General features: G+C 67.8%; 20 protein-coding genes. 18 read left to right on the top strand and 2 right to left on the bottom strand.

Annotated features, from left to right (window positions below; translation table 11 throughout):
- Positions 1 to 54: 54 nt before the first annotated feature.
- Entirely contained in the window at positions 55 to 801 is a 747-nt protein-coding gene (gene ydfG, locus PLC66_RS10600) for a bifunctional NADP-dependent 3-hydroxy acid dehydrogenase/3-hydroxypropionate dehydrogenase YdfG (protein ID WP_324540134.1), read from the bottom strand.
- A 220-nt stretch (positions 802 to 1,021) separates the two neighbouring features.
- Here ydfG and PLC66_RS10595 point away from each other — a divergent pair, with 220 nt between their 5' ends.
- The 18 genes from PLC66_RS10595 (at position 1,022) to PLC66_RS10510 (ending at position 19,740) form a co-directional block, all read left to right on the top strand.
- Positions 1,022 to 1,480, top strand: a complete 459-nt coding sequence (locus PLC66_RS10595; RefSeq protein ID WP_002941308.1) for a CoA-binding protein — start codon at positions 1,022 to 1,024, stop codon at positions 1,478 to 1,480.
- A gap of 23 nt (positions 1,481 to 1,503) precedes the next feature.
- The gene (locus tag PLC66_RS10590) at positions 1,504 to 2,784 is read left to right on the top strand and encodes an O-acetylhomoserine aminocarboxypropyltransferase/cysteine synthase family protein (protein ID WP_324540130.1); all 1,281 of its coding nucleotides are present in this window, start codon (positions 1,504 to 1,506) and stop codon (positions 2,782 to 2,784) included.
- A 183-nt stretch (positions 2,785 to 2,967) separates the two neighbouring features.
- A complete protein-coding gene (locus PLC66_RS10585; protein ID WP_324540127.1) occupies positions 2,968 to 4,068 on the top strand; it encodes a sigma-54 interaction domain-containing protein in 1,101 nt (366 codons plus the stop codon).
- Between the two features lie 60 nt (positions 4,069 to 4,128).
- The gene (locus tag PLC66_RS10580; protein WP_324540125.1) at positions 4,129 to 5,337 is read left to right on the top strand and encodes an acyl-CoA dehydrogenase family protein; all 1,209 of its coding nucleotides are present in this window, start codon (positions 4,129 to 4,131) and stop codon (positions 5,335 to 5,337) included.
- 20 nt (positions 5,338 to 5,357) lie between these two features.
- A complete protein-coding gene (locus tag PLC66_RS10575) occupies positions 5,358 to 6,635 on the top strand; it encodes an acyl-CoA dehydrogenase family protein (RefSeq protein ID WP_324540123.1) in 1,278 nt (425 codons plus the stop codon).
- Between the two features lie 56 nt (positions 6,636 to 6,691).
- The gene (locus PLC66_RS10570; RefSeq protein ID WP_324540121.1) at positions 6,692 to 8,077 is read left to right on the top strand and encodes an LLM class flavin-dependent oxidoreductase; all 1,386 of its coding nucleotides are present in this window, start codon (positions 6,692 to 6,694) and stop codon (positions 8,075 to 8,077) included.
- On the top strand, positions 8,074 to 9,369 hold the full coding sequence (locus tag PLC66_RS10565; RefSeq protein WP_324540119.1) for an acyl-CoA dehydrogenase family protein: 1,296 nt from the start codon (positions 8,074 to 8,076) through the stop codon (positions 9,367 to 9,369). The genes PLC66_RS10570 and PLC66_RS10565 overlap by 4 nt, the downstream gene beginning before the upstream one ends.
- Before the next feature lie 87 nt (positions 9,370 to 9,456).
- On the top strand, positions 9,457 to 9,909 hold the full coding sequence (locus tag PLC66_RS10560; protein WP_324540117.1) for an Xre family toxin-antitoxin system antitoxin: 453 nt from the start codon (positions 9,457 to 9,459) through the stop codon (positions 9,907 to 9,909).
- Positions 9,909 to 10,385 carry an RES family NAD+ phosphorylase gene (locus PLC66_RS10555; RefSeq protein ID WP_324540116.1) on the top strand — a complete coding sequence of 159 codons (477 nt, stop codon included), beginning with the start codon at positions 9,909 to 9,911 and terminating at the stop codon, positions 10,383 to 10,385. The genes PLC66_RS10560 and PLC66_RS10555 overlap by 1 nt, the downstream gene beginning before the upstream one ends.
- Before the next feature lie 278 nt (positions 10,386 to 10,663).
- A complete protein-coding gene (locus PLC66_RS10550; protein WP_324540115.1) occupies positions 10,664 to 11,497 on the top strand; it encodes a MetQ/NlpA family ABC transporter substrate-binding protein in 834 nt (277 codons plus the stop codon).
- A 4-nt stretch (positions 11,498 to 11,501) separates the two neighbouring features.
- A complete protein-coding gene (locus PLC66_RS10545) occupies positions 11,502 to 12,581 on the top strand; it encodes a methionine ABC transporter ATP-binding protein (protein WP_324540114.1) in 1,080 nt (359 codons plus the stop codon).
- A complete protein-coding gene (locus PLC66_RS10540) occupies positions 12,562 to 13,218 on the top strand; it encodes a methionine ABC transporter permease (protein WP_324540112.1) in 657 nt (218 codons plus the stop codon). Before PLC66_RS10545 ends, PLC66_RS10540 begins: the two co-directional genes overlap by 20 nt.
- Positions 13,219 to 13,570: 352 nt before the next feature.
- The gene (msuE, locus tag PLC66_RS10535) at positions 13,571 to 14,155 is read left to right on the top strand and encodes an FMN reductase (protein WP_324540110.1); all 585 of its coding nucleotides are present in this window, start codon (positions 13,571 to 13,573) and stop codon (positions 14,153 to 14,155) included.
- 31 nt (positions 14,156 to 14,186) lie between these two features.
- Entirely contained in the window at positions 14,187 to 15,299 is a 1,113-nt protein-coding gene (gene sfnG, locus PLC66_RS10530; protein WP_324540108.1) for a dimethylsulfone monooxygenase SfnG, read from the top strand.
- Between the two features lie 15 nt (positions 15,300 to 15,314).
- Entirely contained in the window at positions 15,315 to 16,463 is a 1,149-nt protein-coding gene (ssuD, locus tag PLC66_RS10525; protein ID WP_324540106.1) for an FMNH2-dependent alkanesulfonate monooxygenase, read from the top strand.
- Positions 16,460 to 17,317 (top strand): amidohydrolase family protein, encoded by an 858-nt coding sequence (locus tag PLC66_RS10520; RefSeq protein ID WP_324540104.1) that lies wholly within the window; start codon positions 16,460 to 16,462, stop codon positions 17,315 to 17,317. The genes ssuD and PLC66_RS10520 overlap by 4 nt, the downstream gene beginning before the upstream one ends.
- A 121-nt stretch (positions 17,318 to 17,438) precedes the next feature.
- Entirely contained in the window at positions 17,439 to 18,782 is a 1,344-nt protein-coding gene (chrA, locus tag PLC66_RS10515; RefSeq protein WP_324540102.1) for a chromate efflux transporter, read from the top strand.
- 109 nt (positions 18,783 to 18,891) lie between these two features.
- Complete coding sequence (locus tag PLC66_RS10510) at positions 18,892 to 19,740, top strand: EAL domain-containing protein (protein WP_324540100.1); 849 nt, start codon at positions 18,892 to 18,894, stop codon at positions 19,738 to 19,740.
- A 185-nt stretch (positions 19,741 to 19,925) separates the two neighbouring features.
- Here the strand turns inward: PLC66_RS10510 and PLC66_RS10505 are convergent, their stop codons facing one another.
- Complete coding sequence (locus PLC66_RS10505; protein WP_324540098.1) at positions 19,926 to 21,296, bottom strand: FAD/NAD(P)-binding protein; 1,371 nt, start codon at positions 21,294 to 21,296, stop codon at positions 19,926 to 19,928.
- Positions 21,297 to 21,324 lie beyond the last annotated feature (28 nt).

Genomic DNA, 21,324 nt, shown 5'->3' with positions numbered 1-21,324 from the left:
GATCAACATCTTCTCCAGCCGCGCGAGCCCCCGTCCGGCTGGCGTTCGCGAGCTTCAGCCCCGATGCACCGACAGGCCGGCAAAGGACTGCGCCACGGGCATGAGCTCGATGGTGTTGACGTTCACGTGGGCCGGCCGAGTCGCGATCCAGTAGACCGAGTCGGCGATGTCCTCGGCGGTCAGCGGCTGCATGTCCGCATACACCTTCGCCGCCTTGTCGTCATCGCCGTGGAAGCGCACATTGGAGAACTCGGTACCGCCGCACAGCCCGGGTTCGATATCGGTGACGCGGATGGCGGTGCCGAGCAGATCGGCGCGCAGATTGAGGCTGAACTGGCGCACGAAGGCCTTGGTCGCGCCATACACGCTGCCACCAGCATAGGGCCAGCGTCCGGCGGCGGAGCCGATGTTGAAGACATGGCCCCGGTTGCGCTCGACCATGCCCGGCAGCAGCGCACGCGTGACGTGCACGAGTCCGGCGCAGTTGGTGTCGATCATGGTCTGCCAATCCTCGAGCGAGGCCTTATGGGCAGGCTCCAGACCGAGTGCGAGCCCGGCGTTGTTCACCAGCACATCCACCTCGGCAAAGTCCGCAGGCAGCAGGGCGGGCACCGCGGCGACCGCATCGCGGTCGCGCACATCGAGCTCCAGCGGCAGCAGCGCATCTCCGAGTTCGGCGGCAAGCGCATCCAGGCGGTCCTTGCGTCGCGCCGTGGCGACGACGCGGTGGCCGCCCTTGACGAAGCTGCGGGCGATGGCGGCGCCGAAGCCGGCGGAAGCACCAGTAACGAAGATGATCATCAGCGAGGTCCTGAAGGGAATGACACGGGCTGCGCCACGGCCGGATCGCGAAACGGGCGCACGAGGGCCGGATGGTAGCCAAGCAGGATCCAATGCAGAAGACTCCGGCAGACGCCGTCTGCGAGGCGGCACGTCCGCAATCATCACCGCAGTGGGTATCATGCCGGCATCCATGCCCGCGGCGCCCGCGGGTGAGAACACTGACCTGAACGGTACGAACATGAGCGACATCCAGACCCTGCGCCGGGTCCTCCGTGAAACCAGGACCATCGCCGTGGTGGGCCTGTCGGCCGACTGGTTCCGGCCGTCCTACTTCGCCGCCAAGTACATGCAGGAACACGGCTACCGGATCATCCCGGTCAACCCGAAGTACGCCGAGATCCTCGGCGAGAAGTGCTATCCCGACCTGGCCTCGATCCCCGAGCCGGTGGACATGGTGGATGTGTTCCGCAAGTCCGCCGACGCGCTGCCGATTGCCGAACAGGCGATCGCCATCGGCGCGAAATCGCTGTGGCTGCAGATCGGCGTCATCAACGAGGAAGCGAAGCAGAAGGCCGAGGCCGCAGGCCTCACCGTGGTGATGGACCGCTGCGTGAAGATCGAATATGCCCGCCTGTTCGGCGGCCTGGGCTGGTTCGGCGTCAACACCAAGGTCATCTCCTCACGCCGCCCGCACTGACTGTCACCCTCCAGGACCCGACCATGGCAGACCGCAACTTCGGCTTCGACACCCTGTGCCTGCACGCAGGCCAGATCCCCGACGCGGCCACCGGCAGCCGCGCCGTGCCCATCTACCAGACCACCTCCTACGTCTTCGACAGCCCCGAGGAGGCGGCCAGCCTCTTCAACCTGCAGACCTTCGGCAACGTCTACTCGCGCATCTCCAACCCCACGGTGGCGGTGTTCGAGGAGCGCATGGCCGCGCTCGAGGGCGGCCGCGCCGCCCTGGCCACCGGCAGCGGCATGGCCTCGCAGATGATCGCGCTGCTCAACATCTGCGAGGCCGGCGACGAGCTCGTTGCCGCGCGCACGCTGTACGGCGGCACCCACACCCAGCTCGACGTCAATTTCCGCAAGCTGGGCATCGACACGGTGTTCGTCGACCCCGACACGCCGGAGAACTTCGCCCGCGCCATCACGCCGAAGACGAAGGCGATCTATGCCGAGACCCTGGGCAATCCCTCGCTCAACGTGCTCGACCTGGAAGCGGTGGCGCAGATCGCCAACGCCGCCGGCCTGCCGCTGTTCATCGACAACACCTTCGCCAGCCCCTATCTGTGCCGCCCCTTCGAGTGGGGCGCGGCCATCAGCGTGCATTCGGCGACCAAGTTCATCGGTGGCCACGGCACGACGATGGGCGGGGTGATCGTCGAGTCGGGCAAGTTTCCCTGGGACAACGGCCGCTTCCCGACCATGACCGAGCCCTCGCCGGGCTACCACGGCGTGCGCTTCTTCGAGACCTTCGGCGATTTCGGCTTCACCATGAAATGCCGCATGGAGGGCATGCGCACCTTCGGCCCGGTGCTGTCGCCGTTCAACGCCTTCCAGCTCCTGCAAGGCCTGGAAACCCTGCCGCTGCGCATGGACCGCCACTGCAGCAGCGCGCTCGCCGTGGCCCGCCACCTCGAGTCGCACCCCAAGGTCGCCTGGGTCAATTACCCCGGGCTGGAGAGCAGCCCCTACCACGCCCTGGCGCAGAAGTACCTGCCCCGCGGCGCTGGTGCGGTGCTCAGCTTCGGCATCAAGGGCGGTGCGGCCGCCGGGCAGAAGCTCATCGACTCGGTGGAGTTCCTGTCCCACCTGGCCAACATCGGCGACGCCAAGACCCTGGTCATCCACCCCGCCTCCACCACGCACCGCCAGCTCTCCGAGGCGCAGCAGGTGGCCGCCGGCGTGCCGCCCGACCTGATCCGCCTGTCGGTCGGCCTGGAGACGCTGGACGACATCCTGTGGGACATCGACCAGGCCTTGTCCAGGACCTGAGCCCTCCCGCCTCCATCTGTGCAACGCCCCCGGTCGCCGCCGGCACGTTCATCGTGTCGGCGGCGATTCCTTTTCGGAGACCCGGCCGCTTTGCCGATTTTCTGCATTCAAACTGAATTCTTCTTGGTTCGTGGCGGCCGCGCCGACTCCTAACATGGCGCCTCAGCACGAGAGAACACGAGAATGCCCGAAACGAACACCGCGAAACTGCTGACCTTGCCCAACGCCGGACAAGGTGCGCTGTCGATCCGCGCCAAGGCGCTGATCTTCCATGACGCCAAGTCGCTTCGCCTGTTGCGCCAGGTCGAACTGATCGCGCCCACCGAGGCCAACGTGCTGATCATCGGCGAGACCGGTACCGGCAAGGAGCTGGTAGCGCGCCACATCCACGCCCAGAGCGGGCGCAGCGGCCCCTTCGTGGCGGTCAATTGCGGCGCCTTCAGCGAGAACCTGGTCGAGGCCGAGCTGTTCGGCCACGAGGCCGGCGCCTTCACCGGCGCCCAGCAGGCGCGCGCCGGCTGGTTCGAGGCGGCGAACGGCGGCACGCTGTTCCTCGACGAGGTCGGCGACCTGCCGCTGGCGATGCAGGTCAAGCTGCTGCGCGTGCTGCAGGAGCGCCAGGTGGTGCGGCTGGGCTCGCGCAAGCCAATCCCGGTGGATGTGCGCCTGGTCGCGGCGACCAACGTCAACCTGGAGAAGGCGGTGCAGGCCGGGCATTTCAGGCTCGACCTCTACTACCGCCTCAACGTCGCCCCGGTGGAGCTGCCCGCGCTGCGCGAACGCCCGGGCGACATCCTGCCGCTGGTCGACTACTTCATCGACTACTACCGCCAGCGTCTCGACATCCCGGCGCCGCGCCTGAGCAAGGAGGCGGCCGCGGAGCTGGTCGCCTACCACTGGCCGGGCAACATCCGCGAACTGGAAAACGTCGTGCACTTCGCGCTGATCGTGTGCCAGGGCGGGGTCGTCAATCCGGGCGATCTGCGCCTGCCCGGTTTCGGGCTGGCGCGCCCGGTGTCGTCCGAAGCGATCGGCGGCGGCCATGCGGACGGCTTCGCCACGGTGCGCGCGGGCCTGCGCCAACTGCTGGACGAGGACACGCCCGACGTCTACGAGCGCATCGAGGAAGTGCTGTTCTCCACCGCCTTCGAGTACTGCCGCGAGAACCAGGTCCGCACCGCCAGGCAGCTCGGCATCTCGCGCAACATCCTGCGCACCCAGCTCAAGCGCTTCGGCCTGATCGGCGACAGCACCGCCGAGGCGCTGGCCGCGACCGACGTCTGAGCGCCCTCTCCTCCCCCTCCGCCCGAACCAATCCGCACGCTGGCAAAGGAAACATCCACCATGAGCCTGACCGACGCCCAAACCCTCGAACACAAGACCGAGACCCCGGAATCCCCGTCCGCCATCGCCGCGCGCCTGGCCGCTCGCTTCGCCGAAACCGCCGCCGCACGGGACCTTGCCGGCGGTACGCCGAAGGCCGAGCGCGACCAGTTGCGCGCGAGCGGTCTGCTCAAGCTGAGCATCCCGAAGGAATACGGTGGCCTCGGCACAAGCTGGGCCGAGACGCTGTCCGTCGTGCGCCAACTGGCGCGAGCCGACAGCTCGGTCGCCCACGTGTTCGCCTTCCACCACCTGCAGCTGGCCTCGGTGCGCCTGTTCGGCAGTCCGGAACAATGGCAGCCGTGGCTGCGAGACACCGTGAAGCACGGCTGGTTCTGGGGCAACGCGCTCAACCCGCTCGACAAGCGCACCGTCGCCACCCGCGTGGCGGGCGGACGCTCGTTCTCGGGGCGCAAGAGCTTCTGCTCCGGCGCACTCGACTCCGACATGCTGCTGGCCTCGGCCGTCGAGGACAGCGCCGACGGCAAGCTCATCATCGCCGCGCTGCCCACCCGCCGCGCCGGCATCACGCTGTTCGAGGACTGGGACAACATGGGCCAGCGCCAGACCGACAGTGGCAGCGCCCTATTCGAGCGCGTAGCCGTGGCCGAGGCCGAGATCCTGTCGAATCCCGGCCCGCTGTCCTCGCCCCACGCCTGCCTGCGCCCACTGCTCGCGCAGCTCATCTTCGTGAACATCTTCCTCGGCATCGCCGAAGGCGCGCTCGCCGAGGCGCGCCACTACACGCGCAATGAAGCGCGCCTGTGGTCGGCGTCGCCGGCCGCCCATGTCACCGAGGACCCCTATGTGCTCGCCCATTACGGCGAGTTCTGGGTCGCGCTCGAATTGACACGCAAGCTCGCCGACCACGCCGCGGCGGTGTTCGACGCCGCCTGGAACGAAGGCCTGGCGCTCACGGAGGCCGGCCGCGGCGAGGTCGCGCTCGCCGTCGCCACCGCCAAGGTCGCCGCCACCCGCGGCGGGCTCGACCTCACCAGCCGCATCTTCGAGGTCACCGGCGCGCGCTCCACCACCGCCGCGCTGCGCCTCGACCGCTTCTGGCGCAACCTGCGCGTGCATACCCTGCACGACCCGGTGGATTACAAGCTGCGCGAGCTCGGCGACTGGGCGCTGAACAGCCAGTATCCGAAGCCGTCGTTCTATTCCTGACACGCCGCGGAGCTCAATCCATGTCCATCGACGACCTGAGCCTGCGCAACACGCGCGACATCGAACTCGCCGCCTACGCAAACGACGTCGCCGCCGCCATCCGACCGACGGCGGCGCACTACGACCGGACGGGCGAATTCCCGTTCGAGCATTTCGAGATCCTGAAGCGTAAAGGCGCGCTCGGCCTGACCGTACCGAAGGAATACGGCGGCCAGGGGCTGTCGCTTTACGAAACCCTGCTGGTGCAGGAGCGCATCGCCGGTGCCAGCGGCGCGACCGCGCTCGCGCTCGGCTGGCACCTGATGACCTTATTCGGCCTCAATACCACGCGCGCCTGGGACCAGGCCGTGTTCGAGCGCGTGTGCCGCGATGCCGTCGAGCGCGGCGAGCTGATCAACGTCTTCGCCACCGAGCGTGACGCCGGCAACGTCGTACGCGGCTTCAAGCCCACCACCGTTGCCCGCCGCCACGGCGACGGCTATGTCATCTCGGGACGCAAGGCCTTCTCCACGCTGGCGCCGGCGGTGAACCATTTCACAGTGCTCGCCCACATCGAGGACGACGACCAGACCGCCGAGTTCCTAGTGCAAAAGTCCGAGCGCGTGCGCATCATCGACACCTGGGATGCGCTCGGCATGCGCAGCACCGGCAGCCACGACGTCGAGCTCGACGCGGTGGAGGTGCCGGCCGACGCCCTGCTGGTCCGTCTCGAGAAAGGCAAGCCGAGCCGCTTCATGGCCTGCAGCAGCGCCTACTCGCTGCAGTTGCCGGCAATCTACCTCGGCATCGCGGTGGCCGCGCGCGACTTCATCCTCGACTTTGCCGACAGCCGCTTCGCGCCCAGCCTCGGCGGCGTGATCCTGGATGCGCCGCAGGTACAGCACAAGATCGGCGAGATCGAGATCCTGGTGGGCACGTCGAAGGCGCTGCTCTACGGCCTGGCCGAGCGCTGGGACCGCCACGACGCGCTCAAGGACAGGCTCGGCAGCGAGGTGGCGATCACCAAGTACGCGGTGACCAACAACGCGATCCGCATCGTCGAGCTGGCGATGCAGATCGCCGGCGGCCACGCGCTGTCGCGCGACCTGCCGCTGGAGCGCTATTTCCGCGACGTGCAGTGCGGCCTGTACAACCCGCCGCATAACGACATGGTCATCGACCGCGTGGCGAAGGAGGCGATCGCGCGCCAGCGCGCAGACACGGCCGCCGGCGCTGCGATCCCGCGCGCATCCAAACCGCAAGGTCCCGACCCGACCGCGGCCCCATCCACCCGGCGTATCGGCGAAGCCGTGGCGTGATCAACGCCCGCCCGCTGCCCCTCGGCCACCGAACCCCCTCCGATAAAGGACACCCCATGACCGCCCTCGCCTTCAACGCCTTCGTCATGAACACCGCCTCCCACATCCAGCACGGACAGTGGCGGCGCGCCGATGCCAACCAGGTCAACTTCAACGACGTCGACCTGTGGGTCGATCTCGCCCGCACGCTCGAGCGCGGCCTGTTCGACGCCATCTTCTTCGCCGACGTGGTCGGCCTCTACGGCCCGCTCGGCGGCGACTACGAGGTCAATGCGCGCGAGGGGCTCCAGATTCCGAGCAACGACCCGTCGGTGCTGTTGTCGGCGCTGGCGGTGAACACCGAGCACCTCGGGCTTGCCTTCACCAGCTCGGTGCTGCAGGCGCATCCGTTCGATTTCGCACGCAAGGTATCGACGCTCGACCACATCTCGCGCGGCCGGGTGGCGTGGAACATCGTCACCACCCAGCTGGAGAACGCCGCGCGCAACTTCGGCCAGGAGCAGCTCACGCCTCACGACGAGCGCTACGCCTGGGCGGCGGAATACGTCGATGTCGTCTACAAGCTGTGGGAAGGCTCGTGGGACGAGGGCGCACTGCTGATCGACCGCGCGCGCGGCGTGTTCGCCGACCACAACAAGATCCACAAGATCCACCACGTCGGCCCGCGCTACCGGGTCGAAGGCCCGCACCTGAGCTCGCCCTCGCCGCAGCGCACGCCGCTGCTGTTCCAGGCCGGCTCGTCGGGCGCCGGGCGCCAGTTTGCCGCCGGCCATGCCGAAGGCCAGTTCATCGTCACGCCCAGCCCGGCGGTGGCCGCCGACCTCATCCGCGACACCCGCCGCCTGGCCGTGTCCGCCGGCCGCCGCGCCGAGGACATCAAGTTCTTCCAGGGCCTGAGCTTCATCATCGGCAGCACCGAGGCCGAGGTGCGACGCAAGGAAGCGGAATACGACGCGTACGCCAGCGTCGACGGCTTCCTCGCCCACCACAACTACGCAGTCGACCGCTACGGCAAGCCCTACCCTGCCGACACCCCGCTGTCGGCGATCAAGTCCGAAGCGAGCCAGAGCATCCTCGACTGGTACGCGAAGAGTTCGCCGGGCCGCGAGCCAACGGTGGCCGACCTCGGCCGGCTGGCCTCGCGCCGCGGCCGCGTCGCCGGCACGCCGGAGCAGATCGCCGACCAGCTCGAGTTGTGGCAGCAGGCCGGCGTCGATGGCATCAACGTCATCAACTGGCACCTGCCAGGCTCCTACGAGGAGTTCAACGAACACCTGCTGCCGGTGCTGCAGCAGCGCGGCCTGGCCAAGCGCGAATACCGCCCCGGCACCCTGCGCCAGAAGCTGTTCGGCAGCGACCGCATCAACGTACGCCACCCCGCCGCGCGCTATCGCGGCGCCTTCACCTCCAAGACCGAAACCCGCAATGTGGAGTTCGCATGAGCGCACGACAGTCCGGCCTGACCCACGCTTTCATCAGAACCCAGTCCGGCGCTGAACGGCCGGCCGCGCCGACGTCCGCCGCGCCCGCACCGACGTTCGAGGCCCTGGCTGCGCGCTTCCGCCCGATCTTCTCCCGTATCGCCGAACGCGCCGCCGAGCGCGAGCACGCGCGCGAGCTGGCCTTCGACGCGGTGGGCTGGCTGCGCGAGGCCCGCTTCGGCGCCCTGCGCGTGCCGGTGGAACACGGCGGTTTCGGCGCCTCGGTCGAGCAGTTCTTCGCGCTGCTGATCGAGCTCGCCGAGGCCGACTCGAACCTGCCCAACATCTTCCGCGCCCACTTCGGCCAGATCGAACGCCTCTACGCCGAGATCGACCCCGCCCTCCACGCTCCCTGGCTGCGACGCGCGGCCGCCGGCGAGCTCTTCGGCAACGCCACGACCGAGATCGGTGACGGCGCGCTCGGCAAGCCGGCAACACGGATCATGCGCCAGCACGGCGTGCTGCGCCTGAACGGCACCAAGTACTACAGCAGCGGCTCGCTGTACGCCGACTGGATCGCAGTGAGCGCGCAACTGCAGCGCGACGATGGCACCGAGCAGCCGGTGATCGCGCTGGTCCGCGCGGACGCCCCCGGTGTGGAACGCATCGACGACTGGAACGGCTTCGGCCAGCGCCTGACCGGCTCCGGCACCACCCGCCTCACCGACGTCGAGGTCGACCCCGCCTCGATCTGGCCTTGCGCGCGCAGCGGGCCGACCCCGATGACCGCCTTCTTCCAGCTCGTGCACCTGGCCACGCTCACCGGCATCGCCCGCGCCATCGAGCGCGATGCCTGCGCCTACGTACGCCCGCGCAAGCGCGTGTTCAGCCACGGCAGTGGCAGCGTCCCGCGCGAAGACCCGCTGATCCAGCAGGTCGTCGGCCAGCTCGCCAGCACCGCCTACCTGGCCGGCGCCACCGTGGGCGCCGTGGCGGCCAAGCTCGGCGACATCGACCGCCTGCGCCAGCGCGGCGAAGCCATCCCCGAAAGCCTGCTGGTGGATGTCGAGCTCGCCGCCGCCAAGGCCCAGGTCGGCCTGGTCGACACCGTGCTGACCGCCACCACCCGGCTGTTCGACGTCGGCGGCGCCTCGGCGGTGCAGGAGGACCGCCGCCTCGACCGCCACTGGCGCAACGCGCGCACGCTGGCTTCACACAACCCGGTGATCTTCAAGGCGCGCGTGGTGGGCGACCACGCGATCAACGGCACGGCGCCGGGGTTCTACTGGACGGTGGGGGCGGCGCCGGGCTGAACGGGCCGCCCTCCACCTCGCTGGACATGAACGCCAGATTTGCCTATAACTGACGCCATATGGCGCAAATCGTCAGCGAGGCAAGGCATGTCCACGATCAGTTTGAACAGCCCGGTGAACTCTGCCCTCACCCTGCTCGGCGGCGAACGCGTGCTGCATGCGCAGCCGCGGGTGATCACGGACTGGATTCCGCTGCTCCGGCGCGGACTCCCGTCCGCTTCGGTCGATGCCCTCGCCCGCCTCACGCGCACCACGCAGGCCGAACTCGCACAGGCGCTGGCCATCCCCGAACGCACGCTGGCTCGCCGCAAGCGCGAGGGCGTGCTGTCCACCGAAGAGTCGGCGAAATTGCTGCGCTTTGCCCGCGTGGTCGAGCGTGCCGAGGAAGTCTTCGAAGCCGCTGAACCCGCACTCGCCTGGCTCAAGGCCGACAACGCGGCGCTGGGGGGCGTAACACCCCTGTCGCTGCTCGACACCGACATCGGTGCCGACAGCGTGCTCGACACCCTGGGTCGCATCGAGCACGGCGTGTTTGCCTGATGCGCACGGTGTGGCGCATCACCACCGCCCGCTTCGCGGCCTCGGCATTCACGGGGGAAGGCGCGCGGCTGTATGGCGGGCGCTGGAATCCCAAGGGCCACGCCGTCATCTACACCGCCGAATCGCAATCGCTCGCGCTGCTCGAGATGCTGGTCCAGGACGAGCCGCTGCGCGCGCGCTACGTCCTGATCCCCGCGCAACTGCCGGCGGATCTGGCGGTCAGCCAGATCGAGGCCTCCGCCTTGCCAGCGGACTGGCGCAAGCTGGGCACGCGCGATGCTTTACAGGCGATCGGGAGCACCTGGCTGGCGGAAGGGACCAGCGCAGTCCTGGCGGTACCGAGCGCCGTCGTGCCCGCCGAACGCAACTACCTGCTCAACCCACGCCACCCGGACTTCGCCCGCGTCATCCTCGGCGAGCCGAAGGCGCTGGATGTGGATGTGCGCTTGCTGCGAAACCTGCGCGGCAACTCTTGACCCTTCCTGCAGCAAACAGCCGTGTTGCGGCTTGACCGCAGTCGAGCCACTCGCCGATCCATTGCGAGCGGCCTCATTCCCCCGCACACGCCCGCCCTGCTGCCGATGGTGCACTGCAACCACAAACCCGCTGAGATCCGAGCACCCTTCGCACCAGTTAACAATCTCAACCCATTGTTTTAGCTCAATTTTTATTCTGGCATCGCTCTTGCTGTGTGGGCTTCAGGTTGATCTGCACGCAGTCAGTCCTTTTACCGATCCCCAATCAGGAGCCCGCCATGAGCAAGAAAACCGCATTCCACCAGACCGCCACCCAGTGGCTGAAGACCTTCGCCGTCGCCGCCATCGCGACCTCGACCATCGGCCTCGCCCAGGCCGCCAACGACAAGCCGCTCAAGCTCGGCACCACCGCCGCCTTCGTGCCGGCGCTGGAGGTCGCGGTGCAGGAGGCCGCTGCGCAGGGCGTGAAGGTCGAGCTGGTCGAGTTCACCGACTGGAACACGCCCAACATCACCGTGGCCAAGGGCGACATCGACGCCAACTATTTCCAGCACATCCCCTTCCTCGAAAACGCCAACAAGGAGGGCGGCTTCAAGCTGGTGCCGGCCGCGATCGGCATCATCAACAACATCGGCCTGTACTCGAAGAAATACAACGCGCTGGCCGACCTGCCCGTCGGCGCCAAGGTGGCGATCGCCGGCGACGCGGTCAATAGCGCGCGCGGCCTGCAGTTGCTGGAGAAGGCCGGGCTGGTCAAGCTCAAGCCGGGTACCGGCTACAAGACCACCCAGGCCGACATCGTCGACAACCCGAAGAAGCTCAGGATCGTCGAGCTCGAGGCGGTGCAACTGGCGCGTGCGCTCGATGACTTCGACCTGGCGCAGGGCATGCCGCATTACCTGAAGCTGGCCGGCACGATCGACCCGGCCAAGGCGCTGATCTTCGACGGCCAGGACCAGAAGATCTACGCGCTGCAGTTCGTGACCCGCCCCGAGGGCAAGGATGACGAGCGCCTGAAGAAGTTCGTGCAGATCTACCAGACCTCGCCGAACGTCAGGGCGGCGCTCGACAAGCACTCGGGCAGGTTCTACACCGCGGCCTGGGAGCACTGACACCATGGACCGGCTTGCGACCCGCATCGAGCAATCGATCGCCCACATCCGGCTGGAGGCGATCGGCAAGACCTACGACACCGGCCGCGGCGCGGTCACCGCGCTGGAAGACATCGACCTCGACATCCAGCGCGGCGAGATCTTCGGCATCATCGGCCGCAGCGGCGCCGGCAAGTCCTCGCTGATCCGCACCCTGAACCGGCTCGAGGACCCGAGCAGCGGCAAGGTGGTGATCGACGGGCGCGACATCGCCGCGCTCGACGAGAACCAGCTCGTCGGCCTGCGCCGGCGCGTCGGCATGATCTTCCAGCACTTCAACCTGATGTCGGCGAAGACGGTGTGGCAGAACGTGGCCCTGCCGCTGAAGGTGGCGGGCGCCAAGCCGGCCGACATCGAGCGCCGCGTGGCCGAGCTGCTGGAGCTCGTCGGCCTGTCGGAGAAGCGCGACATGTACCCGGCGCAGCTCTCCGGGGGCCAGAAGCAGCGCGTGGGCATCGCCCGCGCCCTGGTGCACCAGCCCGAGATCCTGCTGTGCGATGAGGCCACCTCGGCGCTCGACCCCGAGAGCACGCAGGCCATCCTCGCGCTGCTGAAGGACATCAACCAGCGCCTGGGGCTCACCATCGTGCTGATCACCCACGAGATGGAAGTGATCCACGAGATCTGCCATCGCGTGGTGGTGCTGGAACGCGGCCGCGTGGTGGAGCACGGCCCGGTGTGGCAGGTGTTCGGCGATCCGCAGCACGCGGTCACCCGCAGCCTGCTCGGCACCGTGCATCACGACCTGCCGGACGACCTCAAGGGCCGGATCCATGCCGAGCGCGGCGCCGAGGCGCGCGCACTGCTGCTCGACCTGCACTTCACCGGCGCCAGCCGCCGCGACCCCGACCTGTTGTCGATCGCGAGCGTGCTGGGCGCCGGCACACGGCTCATGCATGGCGGCATCGACCGCATCCAGGGCCGCGCCCAGGGCCATCTGCTGGTGAGCGTGGATTCGGCCGAGCCGGCCGAAGCCATCATCCGCCGGGCACAGGGCCTGGCCGACAAGGTAGGAGGACTCGGTTATGTCGCCCTTGCTCATTGACCGCCTGCTCACCGGCGCGTGGGAGACCTTCGTCATGATCGGCGTTTCGTCGCTGATCACGCTGCTGCTCGGCATCCCCCTGGCGCTGATCCTGGTCGCCACCTCGCGCGACGGCATCTTCGAGGCGCGCTGGGCCAACAGCGTGCTGGGCAGCGTGGTGAACGTCATCCGCTCGATCCCGTTCCTGATCCTGATGGTGGCGCTGATTCCCATCACGCGCCTGATCGTGGGCACCAGTTACGGCGTGTGGGCCGCGATCGTGCCGCTCAGCGCAGCCGCAGTCCCCTTCTTCGCCCGCATCGCCGAGGTCAGCCTGCGCGAGGTGGACCGCGGCCTGGTCGAAGCGGCGCAGGCAATGGGCTGCAAGCGCTGGCACATCATCTGGCATGTGCTGTTGCCCGAGGCCCGGCCGGGCCTCGTCGCCGGCTTCACGATCACGGTGGTCAGCATGATCAACGCATCGGCGGTGGCCGGCGCGATCGGTGCCGGGGGTCTGGGCGACCTGGCCTATCGCTACGGCTATCAGCGCTTCGACACCGACGTGATGCTGACGGTGATCGTGCTGCTGGTGGTGCTGGTGACGGTCATCCAGTATGGGGGAGACCGGCTGGCGCTGAAGCTGAACAGGCGGGGCTGAAAGCCCGCGCCCAATGGGTCGGCGCCACCCCCGCCCCGCAAGGATCCAACAAACCGAAACGGCCACCGTCCATACGATGGCGGAAATGGTGTTCTGGCGCGACGTATCTCTACTGCGCCAGAACACCATTTTTATTAGCGCGATGCGCTGCTTATCGCGCCATTCCGGACTGACGGGCCCGTGTTGCGCAAGCAGCAGCCCGATGCGGCGTTTGCTGCGATGCCAGCAGCCGCATCGGCACGACATTCTCAAGCTACTGTTTTTCTAGCACTAAAAATCTGGCACGCCCCGTGCTAATGCTCATGCAAGTGCCACCCCTGGCACGCCCCACACAACCCGCAAAGGTGAAAGCATGAGCAAACCCATCAAAGTCGTGGCCGTTTCCGGCGGCCTGCAACGCCCCTCCCGCACCCTGACCGTCGTCGAAGCCCTGATCGACGCCCTGGGCGAGCAGGCCCAGATCGACGTGCGCCTGATCGAACTCGGCAGCATCGGCCCCAAGCTGGCCGGCGCGCTCTACCCCTCGCAACTACCCGATGACGTCAAAGCCGACATCGCCGCCATCGAATCCGCCGACTTCCTGGTGGTGGCCAGCCCGGTGTATCGCGCCTCCTTCACCGGCCTGTTCAAGCACCTGTTCGACTTCGTCGACCACAACGCGCTGATCGACGTGCCGGTGCTACTCGCCGCCACCGGCGGCAGCGACCGCCACGCCTTGGTCATCGATCACCAGTTCCGCCCGCTGTTCAGCTTCTTCCAGGCCCACACCCTGCCGATCGGCGTGTATGGCAGCGAGGCCGAGATCCAGGACTACCAGATCACCAGCCCCACGCTGCAGGCGCGTATCGACCTCGCCGCCGAGCGCGCGCGGCCCTTCCTGCGCCACCGCGCCCCCGTCGTCTCGAGCGTGCACAAGAACGCGCGCGCCGCCGCCTGACCCCCAAATCGACAGACAAGGAAACACACACATGAGCCGCGACAACATCAAATTCGCCTACTGGGTCCCCAACGTCAGTGGTGGCCTGGTCGTCAGCAAGATCGAGCAGCGCACGAGCTGGGACATCGACTACAACCGCAAGCTGGCGCAGATCGCCGAGAAGGCGGGGTTCGACTACGCGCTGTCGCAGATCCGCTTCACCGCGGGCTACGGCGCCGAATACCAGCACGAGTCGGTGTCATTCAGCCATGCGCTGCTGGCGGCGACCGAGAAGCTGCGCGTGATCGCGGCGGTGCTGCCCGGCCCCTGGCATCCGGCGGTGCTCGCGAAGCAGATTGCCACCATCGACCAGCTCACCGGCGGCCGGGTGGCGGTGAACGTGGTCTCGGGCTGGTTCCGCGGCGAATTCCACGGCATCGGCGAGCCCTGGCTGGAGCATGACGAGCGCTATCGCCGCTCGCAGGAATTCATCGAGGTGCTGAAGGGCATCTGGACCCAGGACAACTTCACCTACAAGGGCGACTTCTACCGCTTCCACGACTACACGCTGAAGCCCAAGCCCCTGCAGCAGCCGCACCCCGAGATCTTCCAGGGTGGCAGTTCGCGCGCCGCGCGCGACATGGCCGCACGCGTGTCCGACTGGTACTTCACCAACGGCAACACGGTCGAGGGGATCAAGGCCCAGGTGGATGACATCCGCGCCAAGGCGGCGGCCAACGGCCACACGGTGAAGGTCGGCGTCAATGCTTTCATCATCGCCCGCGACACCGAGGAGGAAGCGCAGGCGGTGCTGCAGGAGATCATCGACAAGGCCGATCCGGAAGCCGTCAATGCCTTTGGCGACGCGGTGAAGCAGGCCGGCAAGGCGAGCCCGGAAGGCGAAGGCAACTGGGCGAAATCCACCTTCCAGGACCTGGTGCAGTACAACGACGGCTTCAAGACCAACCTCATCGGCACGCCGCAGCAGATCGCCGAGCGCATCGTCGCGTTGAAGGCGGTGGGCGTGGATCTGGTGCTGGGCGGCTTCCTGCACTTCCAGGAAGAAGTGGCCTACTTCGGCGACAAGGTGCTGCCGCTGGTGCGCGAGCTCGAGGCGAAGACCGGCGCGGGACAGCCGGTGCGCGAACTGGCCGAAGCGGCCTGAGGGCGGGGAAAGAACATGAGCCTGGACATCTTCTGGTTCCTACCCACCTCGGGCGATACCCGCTACCTCGGCAAATCGAACTCGGGCCGGCCGGTCACCATCGAGTACATGCAGCAGATCGCGGTGACCGCCGACAACCTCGGCTACGACGGCATCCTGATCCCGACCGGCAGCGGCTGCCTCGACCCCTGGGTGGTGGCGGGCAGCGTGGCGCCGGTGACGCGCAAGCTCAAGCTGCTGGTGGCGCTACGCACCGCGCTGACCAAGCCGACGGCCGCCGCGCGCATGGCCGCAACGCTGGACCAGGCCACCCAGGGCAGGCTGCTGCTGAACGTGGTGGCAGGGGGCGACTCCGCGGAACTGGCCGGCGACGGCATCTTCCTCGACCACGACGCACGCTACGACGAGGCAAACGAGTTCCTCACCATCTGGCGCCGCCTGTTGCAAGGCGAAAGGGTCGACTTCGAGGGTGAGCACCACACCGTGAAGGGCGCGCAACTGCAGTTCCCGGCGGTGCAGGAGCCGCACCCGCCGCTGTATTTCGGTGGCTCGTCGAACGCGGCCCACGACCTGGCCGCCGAGCAGGTCGACGCCTACCTGACCTGGGGCGAACCGCCCGCGGCGGTGGCCGAGAAGATCGCCGACGTGCGTGCACGTGCCGCCAGGCGCGGCCGCAAGCTGCGCTTCGGCGTGCGCCTGCACGTGATCGTGCGCGAGACCAACGAGGAGGCGTGGGCCGAGGCCGACAAGCTGATCAGCCGCCTGGACGACGACACCATCGCCAAGGTGCAGGCGCGCTTCGCGTCCATGGACTCCGAAGGCCAGCGCCGCATGGCCGCGCTGCACGGCGGGCGGCGCGACAAGCTCGAGGTCAGCCCCAACCTGTGGGCGGGCGTCGGCCTGGTGCGTGGCGGTGCCGGCACGGCGCTGGTGGGCGATCCGCAAACCGTGGCGGCACGGCTGAAGGAGTATGCGGACCTGGGCGTCGACAGCTTCGTGCTGTCCGGCTACCCGCACCTGGAAGAGGCCTGGCGCTTCGCCGAGCTGGTGTTCCCGCTGCTGCCGGGCAAGGCGCCGGTGACGATCCAGGACCAGGTCATCACCGGCGGCCCGTTCGACGCGAGCACGGTGAAGAACGTGGCAGCGGTGAAGGAGGCGGCATGAACGTCATCGACATGCGTTGCCGGCCGGCCTTCCTGCACGATTTCTTCGGTGCCAGGCCTGGCACGCCCGAGTACGACACCGCGCGCTGGCTCAACCGGCGCGTAGGCACGCGCGGCAGCGACGAGCACTTCACCCGCTCGCACACGCAGGAAGGTTTCCTCGCCGAGGTGCGCGACGCGGGGCTGACGAAGGCGGTGGTGGTGGGGCGGCACACGCCCTCGCAGCACCTGCCGATCGAGCAGATTCACCGCATCACCCACGGTCATGACGAGTTGCTCGGCATCGCCGGCGTCGATCCGGTGATCCAGGGTCGCGCCGCGGTCGACGACGCCGAGCGCGCGATCCGCGAACTCGGGCTGGCGGGCATCGACATCGAGCCCGGCTTCGGCAGCCCCGCCCGCCACGTCGACGACCCGGCGTACTTCCCGATCTACGAGGTGTGCGCCCAACTGGGCGTGCCGGTGTTCCTGATGACCGGCCCGACCACGCCCGACCCGCGCTTCAACGACCCGTCGGCGCTGGCCAACGTCGCGCGCTCGTTTCCGCAACTGCCCATCGTCTGCTACCACGGCTGGTGGCCGAACGTGGCGCAGGCGATCGGCCTCGCCTTCCGCTACGAGAACATCCACCTCGTGCCCGACATGTACCTGTTCGTGGCCGGTAGCAAGGCCTACGTGGAAGCGGCGAACGGCTTCATGGCCGACCAGTTCCTGTTCGGCTCGTCCTACCCGTTCCGGCCGATCCGCCAGTCGATCGGCGATTTCCTCGAGCTGGGCCTGCGCGAGTCGGCGCTGGACAAGGCGCTGTACGGCAACGCGGCGCGGCTGTTTGGGCTTGGGCAAAATTCGAACTGATCAAAGTGCCTCGCGGTGCCCCCGCGCGGCACTCGGTCAGGGACAATCGTGATCCGCCATCAAGGCGCGCACTTGGCGGGCGCCCGCTTCGCGCACGCCCGCATCACGAGGACCACACAGCATGAATGCCGCCCCAGCGCCCCCACCACGCCCCGCCCACCCCTCGTTCCGAGAGGCCTTCTGGTACTGGCTGAAGCTCGGCTTCATCAGCTTCGGCGGGCCGGCCGGGCAGATCGCGATCATGCACCAGGAGTTGGTCGAGAAACGCCGATGGATCTCCGAGCACCGCTTCCTGCATGCGCTCAACTACTGCATGGTGCTGCCCGGCCCGGAAGCGCAGCAGCTTGCCATCTACATCGGCTGGCTGCTGCATCGCACCTGGGGCGGCATCGTCGCCGGCACCCTGTTCGTGCTGCCCTCGCTCTTCATCCTGGCCGCGCTGACCTACATCTACCTCGCCTTTGGCGATGTGAGCTTCGTGCAGGGCATCTTCAACGGCATCAAGCCGGCGGTGGTCGCCATCGTCGTATTTGCGGCGTGGCGCATCGGCTCACGGGCCTTGAAGAACCGGGTGCTATGGGCCATGGCCGCGGCGTCCTTCGTCGCCATCTTCGTCTTTCGCGTGCCCTTTCCCTACATCGTCGTCGGGGCGGGCCTTCTGGGCGCACTGGGCGGCAAGCTGGCGCCGGACAAGTTCCGGGTGGGCGGCGGCCACGGCGCCTCGGACAAGAACTATGGGCCCGCACTGATCGACGACGACACCCCGCCCCTGCCGCATGCGCGCTTTCGCTGGGCCTACCTGATCACCCTCGTGGCGGCGGCCGCCATCCTCTGGGGCGTGACGATGGCCGTGCTGGACGACCCGGTGTTGCGAACCATGGGGGAGTTCTTCACCAAGGCCGCGTTCGTCACCTTCGGCGGCGCCTACGCCGTCCTGCCCTACGTGTATCAGGGCGGGGTCGACACCTACGGCTGGCTCACCGGCACCCAGATGATCGACGGCCTGGCGCTCGGCGAAACGACGCCAGGGCCGCTGATCATGGTGGTGGCCTTCGTCGGCTTCGTCGGCGCCTGGACCAAGGAAATCTTCGGTCCCGACGCCCTGTTGCTGGCGGGCTTCGTGGGTGCATCGGTGGCCACCTTCTTCACCTTCCTGCCCAGCTTCGTCTTCATCCTGGCGGGGGCCCCGCTGGTGGAATCCACCCACGGCAAGCTGAGGTTCACCGCGCCCCTCACCGCCATCACCGCGGCCGTGGTAGGGGTGGTGCTCAACCTGGCGCTGTTCTTCGGCTGGCATGTAATCTTCCCGCGCGCCACCGAAGCGGCGCCGTTCTCGGGTGGCTTCGAATGGTTCTCCGCGCTGATCTCGATCGCAGCCTTCATCGCGCTGTGGAAGTACAAACAGGACGTCATGAAGGTGATCGGCGCGTGCGCCGCCATCGGCCTGGTTCAAGCCCTGGTGTAGCGCGACTGCATATCGATTGCATGATTTCTTGGTTTGCCGTTCCGTGCGGCGTGGCTATCGTAATGGCCCTGACGATCTGATTGCCGCCCCGCGAAACCTGGAGACTTCCGTGCCGCTCACCGAACTCGTGCACTACTTCAACAAGCGCAACCAGTTTGCGCGCGGCGGGGCGCAAGAAGAGGGACTCGAGTTCAGCGCGGGTCGCGTCCGCGCCCGCGTTGGCAACCGCCTCCTCGGCAGCGTGTTCCAGCCGCTGGTGGAGCGCGCCAGTGGGCGGGTCGTCGGCCACGAGGCGCATCTGCAGGTCCTCGCCGGCGAAGGCCTGGCGCTGCCCGCTCAAGCGGTCTTCCTCGACGCGCAGGATGATGCGGAGCTGGTCCACCTCGACCGCCTCGTCCGTACGCTTCATGCGCTGAACTTTCTGCTCCAGCGCGAACAGTCGGGCGGGTTTCTGGCCCTCAATGTGCATCCCCAGCTCATTCGCGCCGTTCCCGACCACCACGGCCAGGTTTTCGAGAGCGTGTTGTCGCGCTGCGGCCTGACACCCGACCGGGTGGTCCTCGAGATCACCGACGACGGCTTTACCGATCCCGCGCGCCTGGCTTGTGCGATCGCCGAGTACCAGGAACGAGGCTATCGCATCGCACTCGACAACTTCGGACGCCATTCGTCTGCCCTCGATCGGCTCGAGGTGCTGGCGCCCGATATTGTCAAACTCGATCGCAGCCTTGCCGGCCACGGCAGCCACCTCGCGCTCGCGCGACGCGTCGTCTCGGAGCTCGTGCCCGAAATCCGCCGCCTCTGCATGCTGATCACGAGTCAACACATCGAACATGCCGAGCAGCTTGAGCTGGCGAAGGATCTGGACATCGACTGGCTGCAGGGACATTTCCTCGGCCACCCCGACCAGGACTGCAAGCCGATCGTCAAGCCGCGTCGCCGGCGACTGGCGGCCTGAGCCGGAGCGCGCCATGCCGAGGGCAATCGACAGCGCAGTGATGATGCGCAGGATGTCGTGTCCTCGTCACGGTTGGTGAACGAGAGCGCCACGTCGCGAATGCCCTTGTTGCGTCCAACCACGCCAACGTGGATCACACGCATCTCGACGCGAGGATGGCTCTAATCGGCAGCCAGGTGAAGGGGCTAGCCTTCGGGTGCGAGCAGGTGGCGCGCGAGGGTCTGTGTGTGGCGCCGCAACTCCGGCACCGCGATCGCCTCCCAGTAGCGCGCGCGCAGCATGGGCCCGACGTAATGCAGTCCCGGGACCCCCTCGCCGTCCCGGTCGATCACGCGGTAGCGCTCGTCAAGCTCGAGGCCGATGCGCTGCGGATCTGCCCGCACATAGCCCTGGTCGCGCAATTGCGTGACCAGGGGTGAGACCGTAAGGCGGCTAATGTCGTAATCCGGGCCAGTGCAATTCACCACGACGGCGGCCTCCAGTTCGCGCACCGCGCCACCCGCGCGCGGCTGCACCCGGACCAGCACCCCCTGCCCCCCGGCCTGCATCTCCTGGACCTTTCCGGCAACGACTTCGGCCTGCCCGGATTGCAGCATTCCGCGCAGACGCCGGTAGGCGCTCGGCGCCAGACGATGTCGATGGATGTCCCACCACGGGCCGACGCGGGCGAGAAAGCGCCGCCGCTCCCGGTCTGGCAGCCGACGCCAGATCTCGGGCGTATGGGGGCGCAGTGCATTGATGACATCACGCCAGTTGTAGCCTTGTTGCTGGCGGATACGGATCTGGCGCCGGATAGCGCGCAGGTAGGCAAAGGTCGTCGGCGGCAAGCCGGCCAGGTAGCTGGGGAACGCCGTCGTTGCCGGCGCTTGCGGAAGGGTGCGATGCCCCTTCGGCAGCAGGCCGCGCCGGGACAGCAGGAACACCTTGCGCTCCTCATCCCGGCTGGTCAGGCGAAACAGCGCATCGATCGCGGTGTGCCCGGTGCCCAGCACCACCACCGGCTGGCCGGCGGGAATGTGATCCATGGCCGCGTAATCCCACGGGTTGCCGATATAGCGGCCCGAATCGGCGAGCGCATCCGCGAAGCGCAACGGCTGCGCGCCCAGGTGCCCGAGCGCCAGCACCACCTGACTGGCCACCAGCACCGCGCCATCGGCCAGCGCGACTTCCATTGCCGACGAGGCCTCGCTCCGCCGTATCGCCGCGGCCTGCGCCCGAAGCCGGGTGAACGGCGTCGGACTTGCGCGCGCGGCAAGGTGCAGCGTGTGCTCGAGGTAATCGCCAAACAAGCGCCGCGGAACGAACGATCCTTCGTTGAAGGCAGGGTCGATGTCGCGACAGTACTCAAGGAAATGTCCCGGCTCGTCGGCCAGTGCACTCATGTTGCCGGCGGGCACGTTGAGCAGCATGCTGTCGTCCCAGATGCGATACGCCAGGCCGCGTGCGACACGCGGATGCTGTTCGATCAAGGTGATACGCACCTGGTCCGGTGCCGCCTCACGCAGCAGATGCACGGCGGTCAGCGTACCGCTGAAGCCGCCCCCGACGATGACCACGTGCTGCGGGTGTGACGCACTCAATTCA

The sequence above is a fragment of the Thauera sp. genome (assembly GCF_035444905.1).
Lineage (GTDB): Bacteria > Pseudomonadota > Gammaproteobacteria > Burkholderiales > Rhodocyclaceae > Thauera.
Note: the sequence above shows the minus strand (reverse complement) of the source record. Positions and strands in the feature narration are given on the sequence as shown.

Coding starts and splice junctions, on each gene's coding strand:
- PLC66_RS10540 (WP_324540112.1), top strand. CDS start 12,562: ATGTCGCCCTTGCTCATTGACCGCCTGCTCACCGGCGCGTGGGAGACC.
- PLC66_RS10545 (WP_324540114.1), top strand. CDS start 11,502: ATGGACCGGCTTGCGACCCGCATCGAGCAATCGATCGCCCACATCCGG.
- chrA (WP_324540102.1), top strand. CDS start 17,439: ATGAATGCCGCCCCAGCGCCCCCACCACGCCCCGCCCACCCCTCGTTC.
- PLC66_RS10580 (WP_324540125.1), top strand. CDS start 4,129: ATGAGCCTGACCGACGCCCAAACCCTCGAACACAAGACCGAGACCCCG.
- ssuD (WP_324540106.1), top strand. CDS start 15,315: ATGAGCCTGGACATCTTCTGGTTCCTACCCACCTCGGGCGATACCCGC.
- ydfG (WP_324540134.1), bottom strand. CDS start 801: ATGATCATCTTCGTTACTGGTGCTTCCGCCGGCTTCGGCGCCGCCATC.
- PLC66_RS10555 (WP_324540116.1), top strand. CDS start 9,909: ATGCGCACGGTGTGGCGCATCACCACCGCCCGCTTCGCGGCCTCGGCA.
- PLC66_RS10570 (WP_324540121.1), top strand. CDS start 6,692: ATGACCGCCCTCGCCTTCAACGCCTTCGTCATGAACACCGCCTCCCAC.
- PLC66_RS10560 (WP_324540117.1), top strand. CDS start 9,457: ATGTCCACGATCAGTTTGAACAGCCCGGTGAACTCTGCCCTCACCCTG.
- PLC66_RS10520 (WP_324540104.1), top strand. CDS start 16,460: ATGAACGTCATCGACATGCGTTGCCGGCCGGCCTTCCTGCACGATTTC.
- PLC66_RS10550 (WP_324540115.1), top strand. CDS start 10,664: ATGAGCAAGAAAACCGCATTCCACCAGACCGCCACCCAGTGGCTGAAG.
- msuE (WP_324540110.1), top strand. CDS start 13,571: ATGAGCAAACCCATCAAAGTCGTGGCCGTTTCCGGCGGCCTGCAACGC.
- PLC66_RS10595 (WP_002941308.1), top strand. CDS start 1,022: ATGAGCGACATCCAGACCCTGCGCCGGGTCCTCCGTGAAACCAGGACC.
- sfnG (WP_324540108.1), top strand. CDS start 14,187: ATGAGCCGCGACAACATCAAATTCGCCTACTGGGTCCCCAACGTCAGT.
- PLC66_RS10585 (WP_324540127.1), top strand. CDS start 2,968: ATGCCCGAAACGAACACCGCGAAACTGCTGACCTTGCCCAACGCCGGA.
- PLC66_RS10590 (WP_324540130.1), top strand. CDS start 1,504: ATGGCAGACCGCAACTTCGGCTTCGACACCCTGTGCCTGCACGCAGGC.
- PLC66_RS10575 (WP_324540123.1), top strand. CDS start 5,358: ATGTCCATCGACGACCTGAGCCTGCGCAACACGCGCGACATCGAACTC.
- PLC66_RS10565 (WP_324540119.1), top strand. CDS start 8,074: ATGAGCGCACGACAGTCCGGCCTGACCCACGCTTTCATCAGAACCCAG.